The 13,944-nt window shown below is 63.1% G+C and carries 19 protein-coding genes; 12 read left to right on the plus strand and 7 right to left on the minus strand.

Annotated elements, in window-relative coordinates; genetic code table 11:
• Window positions 1-54 precede the first annotated feature (54 nt).
• From H163_RS22620 to trhO, 10 genes are all read left to right on the plus strand, one after another.
• On the plus strand, window positions 55-666 hold the full coding sequence (locus tag H163_RS22620; RefSeq protein WP_081626003.1) for an RNA polymerase sigma factor: 612 nt from the start codon (window positions 55-57) through the stop codon (window positions 664-666).
• Between the two features lie 48 nt (window positions 667-714).
• A complete protein-coding gene (locus H163_RS0110225; protein WP_019964483.1) occupies window positions 715-942 on the plus strand; it encodes a RebB family R body protein in 228 nt (75 codons plus the stop codon).
• 85 nt (window positions 943-1,027) lie between these two features.
• On the plus strand, window positions 1,028-1,990 hold the full coding sequence (locus tag H163_RS23670) for a hypothetical protein (protein ID WP_019964484.1): 963 nt from the start codon (window positions 1,028-1,030) through the stop codon (window positions 1,988-1,990).
• Between the two features lie 89 nt (window positions 1,991-2,079).
• Window positions 2,080-2,508, plus strand: coding sequence for a hypothetical protein (locus H163_RS0110235; protein ID WP_019964485.1), 429 nt, complete (start codon window positions 2,080-2,082; stop codon window positions 2,506-2,508).
• Window positions 2,477-3,382 carry a hypothetical protein gene (locus tag H163_RS0110240; RefSeq protein ID WP_019964486.1) on the plus strand — a complete coding sequence of 302 codons (906 nt, stop codon included), beginning with the start codon at window positions 2,477-2,479 and terminating at the stop codon, window positions 3,380-3,382. The genes H163_RS0110235 and H163_RS0110240 overlap by 32 nt, the downstream gene beginning before the upstream one ends.
• Before the next feature lie 181 nt (window positions 3,383-3,563).
• On the plus strand, window positions 3,564-3,884 hold the full coding sequence (locus H163_RS0110245) for a RebB family R body protein (RefSeq protein ID WP_026355697.1): 321 nt from the start codon (window positions 3,564-3,566) through the stop codon (window positions 3,882-3,884).
• A gap of 179 nt (window positions 3,885-4,063) precedes the next feature.
• Entirely contained in the window at window positions 4,064-4,396 is a 333-nt protein-coding gene (locus H163_RS0110250) for a RebB family R body protein (protein ID WP_019964488.1), read from the plus strand.
• 166 nt (window positions 4,397-4,562) lie between these two features.
• A complete protein-coding gene (locus H163_RS23675) occupies window positions 4,563-4,892 on the plus strand; it encodes a RebB family R body protein (RefSeq protein ID WP_019964489.1) in 330 nt (109 codons plus the stop codon).
• A gap of 143 nt (window positions 4,893-5,035) precedes the next feature.
• Entirely contained in the window at window positions 5,036-5,365 is a 330-nt protein-coding gene (locus tag H163_RS0110260) for a RebB family R body protein (protein WP_019964490.1), read from the plus strand.
• 160 nt (window positions 5,366-5,525) lie between these two features.
• Entirely contained in the window at window positions 5,526-6,314 is a 789-nt protein-coding gene (trhO, locus tag H163_RS22635; protein WP_019964491.1) for an oxygen-dependent tRNA uridine(34) hydroxylase TrhO, read from the plus strand.
• 3 nt (window positions 6,315-6,317) lie between these two features.
• On the opposite strand, the gene H163_RS0110270 is transcribed toward trhO, so the two are convergent.
• Both H163_RS0110270 and H163_RS0110275 read right to left on the minus strand, forming a co-directional pair.
• A complete protein-coding gene (locus H163_RS0110270) occupies window positions 6,318-7,199 on the minus strand; it encodes an SMP-30/gluconolactonase/LRE family protein (protein ID WP_026355698.1) in 882 nt (293 codons plus the stop codon).
• Between the two features lie 78 nt (window positions 7,200-7,277).
• Window positions 7,278-7,760, minus strand: a complete 483-nt coding sequence (locus H163_RS0110275) for an Lrp/AsnC family transcriptional regulator (protein ID WP_026355699.1) — start codon at window positions 7,758-7,760, stop codon at window positions 7,278-7,280.
• A 144-nt stretch (window positions 7,761-7,904) separates the two neighbouring features.
• Between H163_RS0110275 and ald the strand changes: the two genes are divergently transcribed.
• On the plus strand, window positions 7,905-9,023 hold the full coding sequence (ald, locus tag H163_RS0110280; protein WP_019964494.1) for an alanine dehydrogenase: 1,119 nt from the start codon (window positions 7,905-7,907) through the stop codon (window positions 9,021-9,023).
• Between the two features lie 66 nt (window positions 9,024-9,089).
• On the opposite strand, the gene H163_RS0110285 is transcribed toward ald, so the two are convergent.
• The 3 genes from H163_RS0110285 to pgi all read right to left on the minus strand — a co-directional run bounded on the left by H163_RS0110285 (window position 9,090) and on the right by pgi (window position 11,518).
• The gene (locus H163_RS0110285; RefSeq protein WP_019964495.1) at window positions 9,090-9,374 is read right to left on the minus strand and encodes a hypothetical protein; all 285 of its coding nucleotides are present in this window, start codon (window positions 9,372-9,374) and stop codon (window positions 9,090-9,092) included.
• 76 nt (window positions 9,375-9,450) lie between these two features.
• On the minus strand, window positions 9,451-9,720 hold the full coding sequence (locus H163_RS0110290; RefSeq protein ID WP_019964496.1) for a glycine zipper domain-containing protein: 270 nt from the start codon (window positions 9,718-9,720) through the stop codon (window positions 9,451-9,453).
• 172 nt (window positions 9,721-9,892) lie between these two features.
• A complete protein-coding gene (gene pgi, locus H163_RS0110295) occupies window positions 9,893-11,518 on the minus strand; it encodes a glucose-6-phosphate isomerase (protein ID WP_019964497.1) in 1,626 nt (541 codons plus the stop codon).
• Between the two features lie 206 nt (window positions 11,519-11,724).
• On the opposite strand from pgi, the gene H163_RS0110300 reads away from it, so the two are divergent.
• Window positions 11,725-12,132, plus strand: a complete 408-nt coding sequence (locus tag H163_RS0110300) for a rhodanese-like domain-containing protein (RefSeq protein WP_026355700.1) — start codon at window positions 11,725-11,727, stop codon at window positions 12,130-12,132.
• Window positions 12,133-12,165: 33 nt separating this feature from the next.
• On the opposite strand, the gene H163_RS0110305 is transcribed toward H163_RS0110300, so the two are convergent.
• Together H163_RS0110305 and H163_RS0110310 are read right to left on the minus strand one after the other, a co-directional pair.
• Window positions 12,166-13,116, minus strand: a complete 951-nt coding sequence (locus H163_RS0110305; protein WP_040678586.1) for a calcium/sodium antiporter — start codon at window positions 13,114-13,116, stop codon at window positions 12,166-12,168.
• A gap of 189 nt (window positions 13,117-13,305) precedes the next feature.
• Window positions 13,306-13,944 carry a 2-dehydro-3-deoxy-phosphogluconate aldolase gene (locus tag H163_RS0110310; protein WP_019964500.1) on the minus strand — a complete coding sequence of 213 codons (639 nt, stop codon included), beginning with the start codon at window positions 13,942-13,944 and terminating at the stop codon, window positions 13,306-13,308.

A 13,944-nucleotide genomic window follows, 5' to 3' on the forward strand; every position in this document is an offset into this window, starting at 1 on the left:
AGGGTGAGAGGGTCTGCGTCGAAGACTTTCGTGGTTGAAACCGGGAATCGCGCAATGACGAGTGTTTTGCCTGCAAACGGATTATGGACCAGCTGGATTGATGACGCGCCTGTGCTGCGGCGCCGGGCGTTGCGCCTGACGAAGGGGGACAGGGAAGAGGCGGAGGACCTGCTGTCCTCCACCCTGATCAAGGCGATCTCACACGTTGAGCGTGCAGAGACCCATATCCGTGAACCGCGTGCCTTCCTGCTCTTTGCGCTCAAGAACGAGTACATCAGCAGGTTGCGCCGCAAGAACTCGGAGCGTCAGGTGCGGGATTTCTCGGCTGACATCTACGAGGACAACGACACGGGTTTTGCGGATGTGCGCCCCTCCCAGGAGCACCTGCTCTGGCAGCAGGAAATCCTGCGCCGGGTGATGACCGTCATGAATTCCCTGTCTGCCGAACACCGGCGGATTTTCGAGCTGCGCTTCTGCGAGGAGCAGAGCTACCGGGACATCGCCGATGTGCTGGGTATCTCGGAAGCGCTGGCGCGCAAGCGGGTGCAGACCCTGCGCCAGACGCTGAGGGCAGCCCTTGGTGAAACCGGGCAGGAGCACTGGAACCAGCCGCAGGAACGGGTGTCAAAAACCGCCCCCTCGCGGCCCTCACGGACGAAAGCCTGACGCGTCCAGATTTATGTCGGGTCATCGCAAACCGAACAGGAACAGGAAATGGCCGATCAGCTTGTAAATTCCCAGATCACCGATGCGGTCACCCAGACCAACGTGAAGGTGGTCGCCGAAGCGCCGTCCCAGGCCATCGCGAGCCTCTATCAGGTCAGCAGCCATGCGACGGGCCTGTCGATCCAGAATGCGGTTCACAGCCAGCAGGCTTTGAACCAGGTCATGACGGCGGTCGTCTCCAAGGCGGTGCAGCTGATCATGGAAGTGGGCCAGTAACATCAGGGCGGCGGTTTTTTCCAGTCCGTCCTTAGGTGCTCACAGGTGCTCCGGTCTGGCCGGGGCGCGATGAGGGAGCTGTGCCATGGCCACGAAAACGTTTCTGGACCGCCTGCGCCAGTCTGCCTCCGCCGCCGTGAGCGGAGCGGAGGGGAAAGGCAAGCAAAGAGCCTGGCGGGACGGCTGGCTTTCCGACTGGATCCACGGCGGAAAGCCGGCGGCAGACGGGCAGACTCAGCCGGATACGCCGGAGGTCAGCCCGCAAGGCGAAACCGGAGGGGCTTTGACGGTGCCCGTGGAGGCGAAGCCGCCGGTGGCCGGACATGCGCCCGCCACAGCTCCGGCCACGGCGAAGCCGGCTTCCCGCCTGTCCGCAAGGGCGCCTGATCCCGGAGATGCTGCTGTTTCGCGGTCTGCTCCGGCGGGGGGGCGGGTGCCCGGAAATGCCGGCGAAGGTTCGCCGGGCTCCGTTAACGTTAACACGAGCCCGTCCGGTCGGGCGGGTCTTACGTCCCAGACTTCGACCCAGCCCTCGTCCCAGACCTTGCGTCCGGTGAAGGGGCGCCCCGTCAACGGCAGGCCGGTGAACCTTGAGGCGGCCTTTGCCCCGCAGCTTGAGAAAGACCTGTCAAAGGAGAAAAGAATGCCTGGAGATCCGAATGCCCCGGTGGGCGCGACACCGCCTGACACTTCGGCGCTGAACAAGCAGATCGTGCAGGCGGTGAACTTCACCAACTATCAGAATCTGGCGAATGCGCCCGCCATGGTCATCACGCCGCCGGAGATGAGCGTCGGTCAGACGACCGCCATCGCGGTGCAGGATGCCGAGAGCTACATGAACGCCATCATGCAGATTGCGGTGGCCGGGCAGGCGGTGGCCATCAAGAAGGCGGCGCAGGGGCCTGCGGGCGAGTTGATCGCCGTGCCGCTGATGGCGGAAATCCAGGCCATGGTGCAGGCGGCCGTCGCCGTCTACGGCAGTGTCAGCACCACCGCCGGAACCTCGGCCTCCACGGTGATCGGCGACCTGAAGACGGCCGTGTCCTGAGGGCCTGCGAGCCGCTGAAATCCTGAAGAACAGGCACGGCGAGCGTGCCACAGAGGCCGGATCATGCCCGGCCGTTGGGAAGGTGTGTCATGGAACTGAGTACGGATGGCTTGTGCCGCGATCTGGAGGTGCTGATCCAGTGCTTCCTTGAAAACTGGGCCGAGGAGATTGGCCAGACCTGCGATGTGCCGGGAGAGGAAACCCTCTTCAATGTCTATCCTCAGGTCATCACGCAACTGTCCTGGGCGCGTACGGCGCTGGGACAGGCGGGCCAGTTGATGAGCCTTGCCGGTAGCGGCGAGGTGACGGCGGTCACCACCTGCGAGATGACAGCCGTGTTTGAAGCGGGGGACGCAACCGGGGCCGAACGCGGAGCCAGGGAGGCATCCTGCAATTCCGACAGCCTGATGCGCGATGCGCTTGCCTTCATCAGCCAGTCCATGCGCAGCACCGGCCGTTCGGCCAAGACCCGAAAGGAGAGCGAAAATGACGGACGTAGAGACCGGTGCCGGAGTTGAGCCCAAGGCTGAAACGGCATCCACGCAGCCGGACAGCCAGTCCGGCAGTCAATCAGGGGCGCAGCCCTCCGCACAGCCGCCTGCACAGGCTGCTGTGCAGTCTGCCACCGAGAATGCGGGGCAGATTCCGGGAGTTCCGGCACCTCAGGTGGACGTGATCAAGGTGACCCCGCCTGAGGTGCCCATTCCCGGGGTCAAAGTGCCTGTGATGACCCCGCCTGCCGGCCCTGCCTCCGGGGCTGATGCAGACAGTGGCCGCGGAGACGGGCGCGACGCCGGGCGGAGTGAAGGCCGTGGTGCGGGGCGCGGCGGGGATGAGGCCGCTGCAGCCGGAGCCTCCGGCCAGGCGGCAGGGGCTGCCACCGGCGAGTTCGTCCGAGATTTGGCCGGTAGTGGTGCGGATGGCAAGGACGCAGGCTCCGGCGGTGCTGCAACAGGGGCGCAGCTGCTGCGCCAGCTGCTCATCGAGCATCTGAAGGTCGCTGCCCTGCAGTCCGGCTATGCTCAGGTCACCCAGGCACTGCCGAAGGTTCTGGCGGCCGGGATCGAGGCAGGGCAGCGCAAGAAGGCTGCGGATCTGGCCTATGAAGAGGGGCTGGCGGTTGCGGTCAAGGTGCTGACCAGTGCCCGTGATGCGGCGAAAAACCTCTCAAGCTCCATTCAGGGCGAACAGGAGACGCTGGCCAAGCTGCTGGCCAACAACGAGGAACTGGTGAAGCTGCCGCCGGATGCGGTGAAGGCCCTGAGCGTGATGGAGCAGATCGGTCACAATCTGGCGACCCAGAAGGCCGGACTGTCGAACCCGGCCGTGCGGCAGGGTCTTCAGTATCAGATCGAGCAGATGAAGCAGCATCTGGCAGGAAATCCTCGCTGATTAGATCTTGATACCGTGAAACACTTGCGCCCTTGCGATTAAATCGCAGGGGCGTTTTGATTTGTATTTGTGTTCTGGGATTTAATTTGCACGGAACCTGTCACGCGAACTGCTAGTTGGCGTCTTTTCTTGTGCAGGTGATTGGCTGAACCCGGCCACGCCGCAGATCAAGGAGATGAATATGGCCGCACCCACTACCGTGAGCCCGATGATCACTGATGCCGTGACCCAGTCCAACGTGAAGGTTGTTGCCGAGTCGCCGGCAATCGCGCTGAGCACGCTCTATCAGTCCATGTCCCACTCGACCGGCATCATGTTCCAGAACGCTGTTGCCGCCCAGCAGCAGCAGAACTCGCTGGCCCAGGCCGCGACCAACCAGGGCATCATGCAGATCTATTCCGTCGACACGACGGCAGCTGCCGGTGCGACCGAGAAGGTTGCCCAGACGGGCGTGTCCGACAATCTGACCAGCCTTCTGACGGTGCTGCAGTCCTTCAGCTGACCACAGTCCGCCGGGGACGCACAGACCAGACCAGATTGGGGCCGGCTTCATGCCGGCCCTTTTGTCATGTGAAGTCCTGAGAAATGCCGGGGCGCTCTCTCACAGGCGCCTGGGATTGACGTCCTATGAGGTGTAGAGGGCCGCATGCGGTGCTGGCCCGCCTCAAGGAGTAAAAAGAGATGGCCGATCCTACCACCGTGAGCCCGATGATCACCGATGCCGTGACCCAGTCCAATGTCCAGGTCGTTGGCGATGCGCCTGCCGTTGCGCTCAGCACGCTGTACCAGTCGCAGGCCCATTCGCTCGGCATCCTGTTCGAGAATGCTGTCGCTGCCCAGCAGCAGCAGTACACCCTGTCCCAGGCTGCAGCGAACCAGGGCATCATGCAGATCTATTCCGTCAACACCACGGCTGCAGCCGGCGCTTCCGAAAAGGTGGCGCAGACGGGCGTATCCGACAATCTGACCAGCCTGCTGACCATTCTCGGCGCGCTGGGCGGCAGCGGCCGCTGACGGGGCAGCCTCCCGCTGGCGCTGTTGCCGGCGTCTGCCAGAACTGGGGCCGGCGTCATGCCGGCCCTTGCTTTGCATCCCGGCTGCACGCAGCCGTCGCTTGAAAGGCGGTGGAGCAGGGATACTCTGAACCTCTGTTGGCCATGAGGTTATCGGGGAGAGGCAGATGGAAGGTGCTGAAGCGGATGGGCCTGACATTTCCGCCTGGGAGGCAGGCAACACCGCCCAGCCCGTGCCCGAGCATCCTGCATCCCTGCGCAATCTGCTCCATGTATCCACCCATCACTCGACGGGCTTGCTTTTTGAGAACGCCCGCAGCGCGCAAGAAAACTTGAAGGCTCTGGAACGGGCTGCCAGATCGGGAACAGATGCTCCTGGAAGCCCCTATCAGGTGCCTATCGGCTTCAGCCCTGCTCTGATCGCGCCGCAGAGCGATGTGCCGGACAATATGCTCAGCCTGCTTACTGTATTGAACGCATTCAAAAGCCGGCCCTGAGAGGGGAGCGGAGCAAATTGCTCACGTCATCCACAGTCAGGGATTGAAAGATGTCCGATCTACCTCACACAGACGGCGGGATGGCGTCCTAAGGGGTGTAACGGGCCTGAAGCTTCAAAGGCCTGCTTGAAGGAGTGAATTACATGGCTGATCCTACCACCGTGAATCCGATGATCACCGATGCCGTCACGCAGTCGAACGTGAAGGTTGTCGGCGAAGCTCCGGCTGTCGCCATCAGCACCCTCTATCAGTCGATGGTGCATTCGACCGGCATCCTGTTCGAGAACGCCGTTGCCGCCCAGCAGCAGCAGAACTCGCTGGCGCAGGCCGCCGCGAACCAGGGCATCATGCAGATCTACACGCTGGACACGACGGCAGCGGCCGGTGCGACCGAGAAGGTTGCCCAGACCGGCGTTTCCGACAACCTGACCAGCCTGCTGACCGTTCTGAACGCTTTCAGCGGCGGCCGCTGATCCCTTTCCCGGACCTGAGGAGCCGGGATCACTGGAGCGCTGTCCTTCTCTTGCGGGAAGGGCTGCGCTCCCTTTTGCGTTTTGGCACCGGGCGGGTTTATAAGGCGCTTCAGAAAACACGACGGCGGCAGTTGCGCGCCGGATCAGCCAGGTTTGCCGCATGTATCTCGTCGCCGCCCTTTACAAGTTCGTTCCTCTGGAAGATTTCCGCGATCTGCGCGGCCAGTTGCTGGAGCTGTGCGAAAAACATGAGATCTGCGGCAGCCTGCTGCTGGCGGCCGAAGGCATAAACGGAACAATCGCGGGCACGGAAGAGAACCTGCGTCATGTGCTTGGCGTCATCCGTCAGGACCCGCGCCTGGCCGATCTCAACCACAAGGAATCCTGGGCCGAGCGCAAACCCTTCCAGCGCATGAAGGTGCGGCTGAAGAAGGAGATCGTCACGCTGGGCGTCGAGACCGTCGATCCGCGCAAGCGTGTCGGCTCCTATGTGGCGCCGGAGGACTGGAACGCCCTCATTTCCAGCCCGCACGTGCTCGTGATCGACACCCGCAATGATTACGAGTTCGCCTTCGGCACATTCGAGGGCGCGCTCAACCCCAAGACCCGCTCCTTCCGCGAGTTTCCGCAGTGGCTGAAGGCGCAGCAGGCGCTGGAGGGCAAGCCGAAGGTCGCCATGTTCTGCACCGGCGGCATCCGCTGCGAAAAGGCCACTTCGCTGCTGCTGGACATGGGCTTCGAGGACGTCTTCCACCTCGATGGCGGCATCCTGAACTATCTGGAAAAGATGCCGGAAGAGAAGAGCCTGTGGTCCGGCGAATGCTTCGTCTTTGACGAGCGCATCGCCGTCGACCACAGCCTCAAGGCCACCTGGGGGCGCAACATCCCCGAAGAGGCCAAAGACTTCGTCCGCAAGCCGGACGTGGAGGATCTGCCTGCGGAGGGCTGAGTTTCAGCCCTTCGCGCCAAACCGGTAAGACGGCAGGCCTGTCAGGCCGGGGCGCAGGTGGAAGAGGCTGCCGGACTGGGGCGCGGCTTCGATGCTGGCGGCATCATCCGGGCGCAGGCTGGTGATGACGAGATCGGCCAGCTCCGGCCCGCAGAAGCAGGGCATGGTCGGGCGCGGCACGGGCAGGGTGAATTTCGCCAGAAGCGCGCCTGACGGCGAGAAGCAGTTCAGCACGCCGGCCGAAACGCCTGCACTCCAGTAATTCCCCGAAGAATCGACTGTGGCACCATCCGGGCGGCCCGTCTCGTTGGTGAGCTGGGCAAAGCGGGTGCGCTCCGACACGGCGCCGGCCGCCGGATCAAAGCGCCAGCGGTCCACCCAGCCGGGGGAACTGTCGGCGTGATACATGGCCCTGCCGTCCGGAGACCAGGCGAGGCCGTTGGAGACATGCACACCGTCGAGGATCTGCGTCACCTTGCCATCTGGTGCCACTCTGTAGAGCCCCGCAACCGGCTGGCGCGGCGAACGGTTGTCCATGGTGCCGACCCAGAAGGCTCCGTCCGGCCCTGCCTTGCCATCATTGAGGCGGGTATGCGGATTGTCCGCCTCGATGCTGGCGATGGCTTGTTGCGCGCCGGATTGCGGATCGAACAGGACCACCTGATCCCAGACGGCCACAATCAGCCGCCCATCCTCACACAGCGCAAAAGAGCCAACTTCCTTGGCGAAGGTCCAGGTTTCCAGTTCACGGTTCTTCCAGTCGAGAGCGTGAATGGCCTTGCCCTTGATATCGGTGAAGAAAAGCTTCTGGCGGCGCTCATCCCAGGTGGGGCATTCGGCCAGCGCGAAGCGGCCATCGAGCAGACAGGTGATTTCGGCAGTCAAGAAAGGCTCCGGATCCATGGATGCGTCGTTTGCGCGCACTATAGGCGGAAGGAGCTGTTGGCGTCGACCTTGCAGTGGTCAGCCGGTGCTTCGGTGGGTACTGTCCAGTGGAAAGGCGGTCTTGCGGACGATCGGCCGGATGGCGAAGGAGGATTTCATCCGCGAAACGCCGGGCAGCCGTGCCAGGGTTTCGCGGTGCAGCCGCTCGAAGTCGTTGGGGTCCTCCGCCGCAAGCCGGAGCAGATAGTCCGCATCGCCGGCCATGAGGTAGCATTCCATGATCTCGGGGGACTGCCCCACGGCCTGCTCGAAGGCGAGAAGGACCTCATTGGACTGGCCCGTAAGGGAGATTTCGACGAAAACATCCATGCGCCGCCCAAGCTTGCGCTGATCAAGCAGGGCGGCATAGCGGCTGATGATGCCGCACTCCTCAAGCGCCCGCACACGGCGCAGGCAGGCAGATTGTGAGAGGCCGATTTTTTGTGCCAGATCGGCGTTTGGCATCCTCCCGTCCTGCTGAAGCAGGGTGAGAATACGCTTGTCGATCCGGTCTAATTTCATCGCGCCTCGCAGAACATGCGGAATATACCGCCCAAATTCGCATTGTAATGCAAAAATGCCGCTTACGCTGCAAAGAACGCAAGCCTATTCGATCACATCTCCTCTAGTGTCATCGCATAAATCCTTACCAGAGAGGAATAAACGATGCGCATTGGTGTGCCAAAAGAAATAAAGAACCATGAATACCGTGTTGGTCTGACGCCGGACAGCGTCATGGAAGTTGTGGCTCATGGCCATGAAGTTTATGTCGAGACGAATGCAGGTGCTGGTATTGGCGCTGCAGATGCAGCCTACGTGGCGGCCGGTGCCAAGATCTGCGCAACGGCGAAGGAAGTCTTCGATGTCGCCGAGATGATCGTCAAGGTGAAGGAGCCGCAGGCCGTTGAGCGTGCCATGCTGCGCCCCGATCACACGCTTTTCACCTACCTGCACCTGGCTCCGGATCCGGAGCAGACCGCAGACCTCGTCAAGTCCGGCGCCACCTGCATTGCCTATGAAACCGTGACCGATGGCCGTGGCGGCCTGCCGCTGCTGGCGCCTATGTCTCAGGTTGCCGGCCGTCTGTCGATCACCGCTGGCGCCAATGCGCTGCAGAAGGCTGCTGGCGGTTCCGGCATCCTCGTCGGCGGTGTGCCGGGCGTGGCACCTGCCAAGGTCGTTGTCATCGGCGGCGGTGTCGTCGGTGCGCATGCCATCACCATGGCGCTGGGCCTCGGCGCCGATGTGACCGTGCTGGACCGGAACGTCGATGTGCTGGCCGGGCTGTCGCGCACTTTCGGATCGGGCTTACGGACCGTCTATTCCACAAAGGCTGCGCTTGAGCAGTATGTGCTGGACGCGGATATCGTCGTGGGCGCCGTGCTGGTGGCCGGTGCTGCCGCGCCGAAGCTGGTCACCGCCGACATGATCCGCCGCATGAAGCATGGCTCTGTCGTCGTGGACGTTGCCATCGACCAGGGCGGCTGCTTCGAAACCTCCCGCGCAACCACCCATGCCGAGCCGACCTACATCGTTGATGGCGTGGTGCACTATTGCGTCGCCAACATGCCGGGCGCCGTGCCGCGCACCTCGACCTTCGCCCTCAACAACGTGACGCTGCCCTATACGCTGGCGCTGGCCGATCAGGGCGCCAAGGCTGCGCTGCTGGCCAATCCGGCCTTCCTGCCGGGTCTCAATGTCTACAAGGGCAAGGTGACCTGTCAGGCCGTGGCCGAGGCTCTGGGCTATGACTATGTCGCGCCGGAAGCCGCGCTGAAGGCCTGAACTGTCGAATTGTCGAAAGCGCTCAGCCCCGGTGCCGCAAGGCGCCGGGGTTTTGTCATGGTTTATTCATTCGGGGCAGGGGATGCGGTAATAGATGCCGTCCGGCCCGCGCTTGACGCATTTGCCGGGAGTGAGGGCGCCAATCAGGCCGCCGCCCGCCGCGCCCACCACGCCGCCGGCAACGGCTGCGCCCGGATTGCCGCCAAGCAGCCAGCCTGCGCCTGTGCCTGCTGCCCCGCCAACAGCTGCCCCCGCAACGGCCCGCTCGGTCTGGCTTGCCGAATTGCAGGCGGCAAGTGCAAGCCCGGATGCAAGCAGCAGCGCTGCGGCGGTGAAGGGGAACTGCGGCACGGATCTCTCACAAAACAAGAAGGCCTCCCCCACCGATGGATGGGGAAGGCCTTGCCTGTCAAGTCAAGCCTGAAGCTTACGGGCAGACAACCCGGTACGGACGGCCGTAACGGTCATAGGCCACGCAGTTTTTCGGCGTGGTTGCCGAACCGACGATCGCACCACCGGCACCGCCGATGACGCCGCCCACGAGGGCACCGCCGACGTCGCCCGTCGCCGCAGCACCAATCACGGCACCGGTTGCAGCACCAAGACCACCGCCGACCAGGGCGCGGTCACGCTGGCTGTCGGACTGGCAGGCTGCGAGCAGCAGACCGGCCGCAGCAAGAACAACGAATCTCTTCATCTGATTTCTCCCGAAATTGCGGATATGATTCCGCAACCAAGACCGCAACCGATATTAGTCCAAAGTGACGAGATTGCGGTGATCCATGTCACTTTTGTAACCCATCAGCGCTGATTTGGTTCCAATAAATCGCACCGTCCGCCTGACAAGGTGACTTCGCAGCCAAGTTCCGTCAAGCGCTACGTAATGCGGCCAGCAAACCGCGTGTGGATGCGTCCTTGCCATCGGCCGGAGCCTCGCCCTTGACCATCGGCAGCAGGGCCGTTGCCAGCTCCTTGCCAAGTTCCACGCCCCACTGGTCGAAGGAGTTGATGCCCCAGATGACGCCTTCGACAAACACCCGGTGCTCGTAGAGCGCAATCAGGCGGCCGAGCGCAAAGGGCGTCAGCTGGTCATGGACAATGGTGATGGACGGCCGGTTGCCGGGGAACACCTTGTGCGGAGCCAGCCGCTCCACTTCGTCTGCCGCCATGCCAGCGGCTTTCAGCTGCGCCTTGGCTTCATCCAGCGTCTTGCCCAGCATCAGGGCTTCGGACTGGGCGAGGCAGTTGGCCACCAGCATCTCGTGATGATGCGCCAGCTCCGGTTCATGGCCTTTTGCAGCGACGATGAACTCGCACGGGATCACCGTCGTGCCCTGATGCAGCAGCTGATAGAAGGCGTGCTGGCCATTGGTGCCGGGCTCACCCCAGACCAGCGGGCCGGTCTCCGTCTCCACCGTGGTGCCATCCAGTGTCACGCGTTTGCCGTTTGATTCCATGTCAAGCTGCTGCAGATAGGCCGGCAGGCGCGACAGGCGCTGGTCGTAAGGCAGGACGGCACGGGCGGCATAGCCCATGGCATTGCGGTTCCACACGCCGGTGAGGCCCAGCAGCACCGGCAGGTTCTGTTCCAGCGGTGCGGTGCGGAAATGCTCGTCCATGGCATGGGCGCCTTCGAGGAACTCTGCAAAGGCATCCGGGCCGATGGCAATCATCAACGGCAGGCCGATGGCGGACCAGACGGAATAGCGCCCGCCAACCCAGTCCCAGAAGCCGAACACGCGATCTTCCTCAATGCCAAAGGCGGACACCTTGTCCTGCGCCGTGGAGACGGCGCAGAAATGCGCGCCAACGGCAGCCTCTCCCAGCGCTTCGGCAATCCAGGCACGGGCCGTGCGGGCGTTGGTCATGGTTTCGATGGTGGTGAAGGTCTTGGAGGCGACGATCACCAGCGTTGTGGCGGGGTCCAGATCCTTCAGCGTGTCGGCGATATGGGCGCCGTCCACGTTGGACACGTAGTGCAGGCGCGGGCCATCGTGATAAGGGGCGAGCGCCAGCGTCGTCATCACAGGGCCAAGGTCCGAGCCGCCGATGCCGATGTTGATCACATCGGTAAAAGGCACGCCGGAGGCGCTGGCGATGTCGCCCGAGCGGATGCCCTCGGCAAAGTCACCCATGTCTGCGAGAACGCCGCGCACATCCGGCATCACATCGACGCCATCCACCAGCACCGGCTCGTCCGACTGGTTGCGCAGGGCGGTGTGCAGCACGGCGCGCTTTTCCGTGCCGTTGATCTTTTCGCCCGCAAACATGGCGGTACGCTGTGTCTCAAGCCCGGCTTCGCGGGCAAAACGGCAGAGCAGGGAGATGGTCTCCGCCGTGAGCTGCGATTTGGAGAAATCGATCAGCAGGTCACCGTCGCGCACGCTCAGCTTGTCGAACCGCTTGGGGTCTGCCGCGAACAGGTTGCGCAGGCTGGTGGCCTTCAGGTCAATGGCGTGAGACTTCAGCGACTGCCAGTGGTCCGGAGTGAACATGAAAGCTCCTTAATCGATTTAAAATCCTGCCTGCGCAGGCATACTGCAAATCATGGCAATGGTATAGCACGCGGGCATGACAGTGCCATGCCCCAGTTTCCGGGCAGCAGAATGACGGCGTGAAATCTTCTTGTGCCATTGATGGGTCGCCTTCTGCGGCGGACAGTGGCATGATTGGCTCGTCCGGTTTCTCGGGAGGCTTTGGCATGGCTCACAGAATATCGCGCGGTATCGATGTGCTTCTGGCAGAGGCGGCAGAGCTGGTCAGCGTGATTTCCGCCGAAGAGGCGAGGCTGCTGCTTGGCCGTGATGGCTATGTCTTCGTCGACTTGCGTGACATACGCGAGCTCCAGAAGGAAGGGGCCATTCCCGGCGCCTTTTCCTGCCCGCGCGGCATGCTGGAGTTCTGGATCGATCCGGCAAGCCCTTACCACAAGCCTGTTTTCGCCAGTGAGGCGACTTTTGTGTTCTTCTGTGCGGCGGGCTGGCGCTCTGCGCTTGCAGCGCGGACAGCCATCGAGATGGGGCTTGAGCCCGTGGTGCATCTCGATGGAGGTTTTGCGGCCTGGGTGGCGGCAGGCGGTGCGGTCGAGCAAATGGCAAGACGCGCCTGAACCGGGCGCGTCCTGCAGCGATGTGCCGGAACCTCAGACGCCTGGCATCTGGGTGAAGAGATAGCCGCAGTAGCCCATGTAAAGCAGCAGGAATGCAGCGCCGGCCAGCCGGTTGATCGACTTCAGGCCCAGCAGCATCAGGGCCAGCAGCACGGTGACGCCCAGCATCAGCGGAATGTCGAAGCTGGCGATGCTGGGGGCGATTGCGACCGGATGAAAGACGGCGGTCGCGCCCAGAATGCCGATGATGTTGAAGATGTTGGAGCCGAGCACGTTGCCGATGGCGATTTCCGAGTGGCGGCGGAAGGCGGCGATGGCGGAGGTTGCCAGTTCCGGCAAGCTGGTGCCGACCGCAACGATGGTGAGGCCGATCACCGCTTCGGAAATGCCGTAGCCGCGGGCGATGGACGTTGCGCCGCGTACCAGCAGGTCTGCGCCAAGGACAAGGCCCGCAAGGCCGCCGGCGATATAGGCGAGCTGCATCCACAGCGGCATCGGCACGGGGGCGTGCTCATCCTCCTCCTCCACCGCATCCTCCTTCTTGCCGTAGACGGCGGCATAGAAAAGATAGGCGCAGAGGGTTACGAACATCGCCGCGCCCATCAGGCGGGAAACATGGCCGAGATAGCCCAGCACCAGCGTGAAGGCGGCAACAAGCGTGACCATGGCGAGGTCACGGCGGATGCCGGAAATGGCGGTCGGGATCGGGCAGATCACGGCAGCAACGCCGAGGATGAGAAGGATATTGGCTGTGTTGGAGCCGACCACATTGCCGACGGCGATGTCGGGAGCGCCGTCAAAGGCCGCCTTCAGCGACACAAGCAGTTCCGGCATGGAGGTGCCGAAGCCGACGATTGTCAGGCCGATGAGCAGCGGCGGCATGCCAAATCGCGCTGCGATGGAGACCGCGCCTCTCACCAGCGCCTCACCGCCAATAAACAGAAGGACGAGACCGGCTGCAAGATACGTCAGATCCAATGCCATAAAACCACTTCCTTCTGTCAGGCGCCGGATCGGCCGGCCATGTTCGCTCTGCCGCAAGAGACGAGCGGAACCAAAGTCACAACTGTCTGGAAAACAGTCCGGAAAATCCCGGCGCACTTAAGAAGAACCGGCGGGTTTTTCAAGCCCGCCGGTTCGTTACGTCCGTAAAATACAGAATATTTGTGTGTATCAGCCTTTGATGGCTGCCGCTTCGCGGGCGCGGGCCTCGATCCCGGCCCAGTCACCCGAGGCAATGGCCTTGGCATCGGCGATCCACGAGCCGCCGACGCACAGCACGTTCGGCAGGGAAAGGTAGCCAGGGGCCTTCTCCAGGGTGATGCCGCCGGTTGGGCAGAACTTCACCTGTGCCAGAGGCGAGGACAGCGACTTGAGGTAGGATGCGCCACCCGCCTGTTCTGCGGGGAAGAACTTGAGGCGCAGATAGCCGCGCTCGATCAGGGCCATCACTTCCGAGGAGGTGGCAGCGCCCGGCAGCAGCGGCACGTCGAAGTTTTCCGCCGCGTCCAGCAGTTTCGGCGTCGCGCCGGGGGAGACTATGAACTTGGCGCCCGCCTTGACGGCGGCTTCATACTGGGCGGCATCCAGCACGGTGCCTGCACCCGGAATGGCGCCTTCCACGTTGTCGGCAACGGCCTTGATGGCTTCCAGCGCGCGCGGGGTGCGCAGGGTGATCTCGATGGCCGGCAGGCCGCCGCGCACCAGCGCCTGTGCCATCGGAACGGCTGCCGCAGGGTCCTCGACGATGAGAACGGGGATGACCGGCGCAGCGGTCATGACAGCTTCAATACGGGCGGTATCCTGCGGCAT

The organism is Pannonibacter phragmitetus DSM 14782, assembly GCF_000382365.1.
Lineage (GTDB): Bacteria > Pseudomonadota > Alphaproteobacteria > Rhizobiales > Stappiaceae > Pannonibacter > Pannonibacter phragmitetus.

What these genes read in the sequence shown, in the direction of transcription:
- H163_RS22620 (WP_081626003.1), top strand. Translation starts at nt 55, where the DNA reads ATGACGAGTGTTTTGCCTGCAAACGGATTATGGACCAGCTGGATTGAT.
- H163_RS0110225 (WP_019964483.1), top strand. Translation starts at nt 715, where the DNA reads ATGGCCGATCAGCTTGTAAATTCCCAGATCACCGATGCGGTCACCCAG.
- H163_RS23670 (WP_019964484.1), top strand. Translation starts at nt 1,028, where the DNA reads ATGGCCACGAAAACGTTTCTGGACCGCCTGCGCCAGTCTGCCTCCGCC.
- H163_RS0110235 (WP_019964485.1), top strand. Translation starts at nt 2,080, where the DNA reads ATGGAACTGAGTACGGATGGCTTGTGCCGCGATCTGGAGGTGCTGATC.
- H163_RS0110240 (WP_019964486.1), top strand. Translation starts at nt 2,477, where the DNA reads ATGACGGACGTAGAGACCGGTGCCGGAGTTGAGCCCAAGGCTGAAACG.
- H163_RS0110245 (WP_026355697.1), top strand. Translation starts at nt 3,564, where the DNA reads ATGGCCGCACCCACTACCGTGAGCCCGATGATCACTGATGCCGTGACC.
- H163_RS0110250 (WP_019964488.1), top strand. Translation starts at nt 4,064, where the DNA reads ATGGCCGATCCTACCACCGTGAGCCCGATGATCACCGATGCCGTGACC.
- H163_RS23675 (WP_019964489.1), top strand. Translation starts at nt 4,563, where the DNA reads ATGGAAGGTGCTGAAGCGGATGGGCCTGACATTTCCGCCTGGGAGGCA.
- H163_RS0110260 (WP_019964490.1), top strand. Translation starts at nt 5,036, where the DNA reads ATGGCTGATCCTACCACCGTGAATCCGATGATCACCGATGCCGTCACG.
- trhO (WP_019964491.1), top strand. Translation starts at nt 5,526, where the DNA reads ATGTATCTCGTCGCCGCCCTTTACAAGTTCGTTCCTCTGGAAGATTTC.
- H163_RS0110275 (WP_026355699.1), bottom strand. Translation starts at nt 7,760, where the DNA reads ATGAAATTAGACCGGATCGACAAGCGTATTCTCACCCTGCTTCAGCAG.
- ald (WP_019964494.1), top strand. Translation starts at nt 7,905, where the DNA reads ATGCGCATTGGTGTGCCAAAAGAAATAAAGAACCATGAATACCGTGTT.
- H163_RS0110290 (WP_019964496.1), bottom strand. Translation starts at nt 9,720, where the DNA reads ATGAAGAGATTCGTTGTTCTTGCTGCGGCCGGTCTGCTGCTCGCAGCC.
- pgi (WP_019964497.1), bottom strand. Translation starts at nt 11,518, where the DNA reads ATGTTCACTCCGGACCACTGGCAGTCGCTGAAGTCTCACGCCATTGAC.
- H163_RS0110300 (WP_026355700.1), top strand. Translation starts at nt 11,725, where the DNA reads ATGGCTCACAGAATATCGCGCGGTATCGATGTGCTTCTGGCAGAGGCG.
- H163_RS0110305 (WP_040678586.1), bottom strand. Translation starts at nt 13,116, where the DNA reads ATGGCATTGGATCTGACGTATCTTGCAGCCGGTCTCGTCCTTCTGTTT.
- H163_RS0110310 (WP_019964500.1), bottom strand. Translation starts at nt 13,944, where the DNA reads ATGCCGCAGGATACCGCCCGTATTGAAGCTGTCATGACCGCTGCGCCG.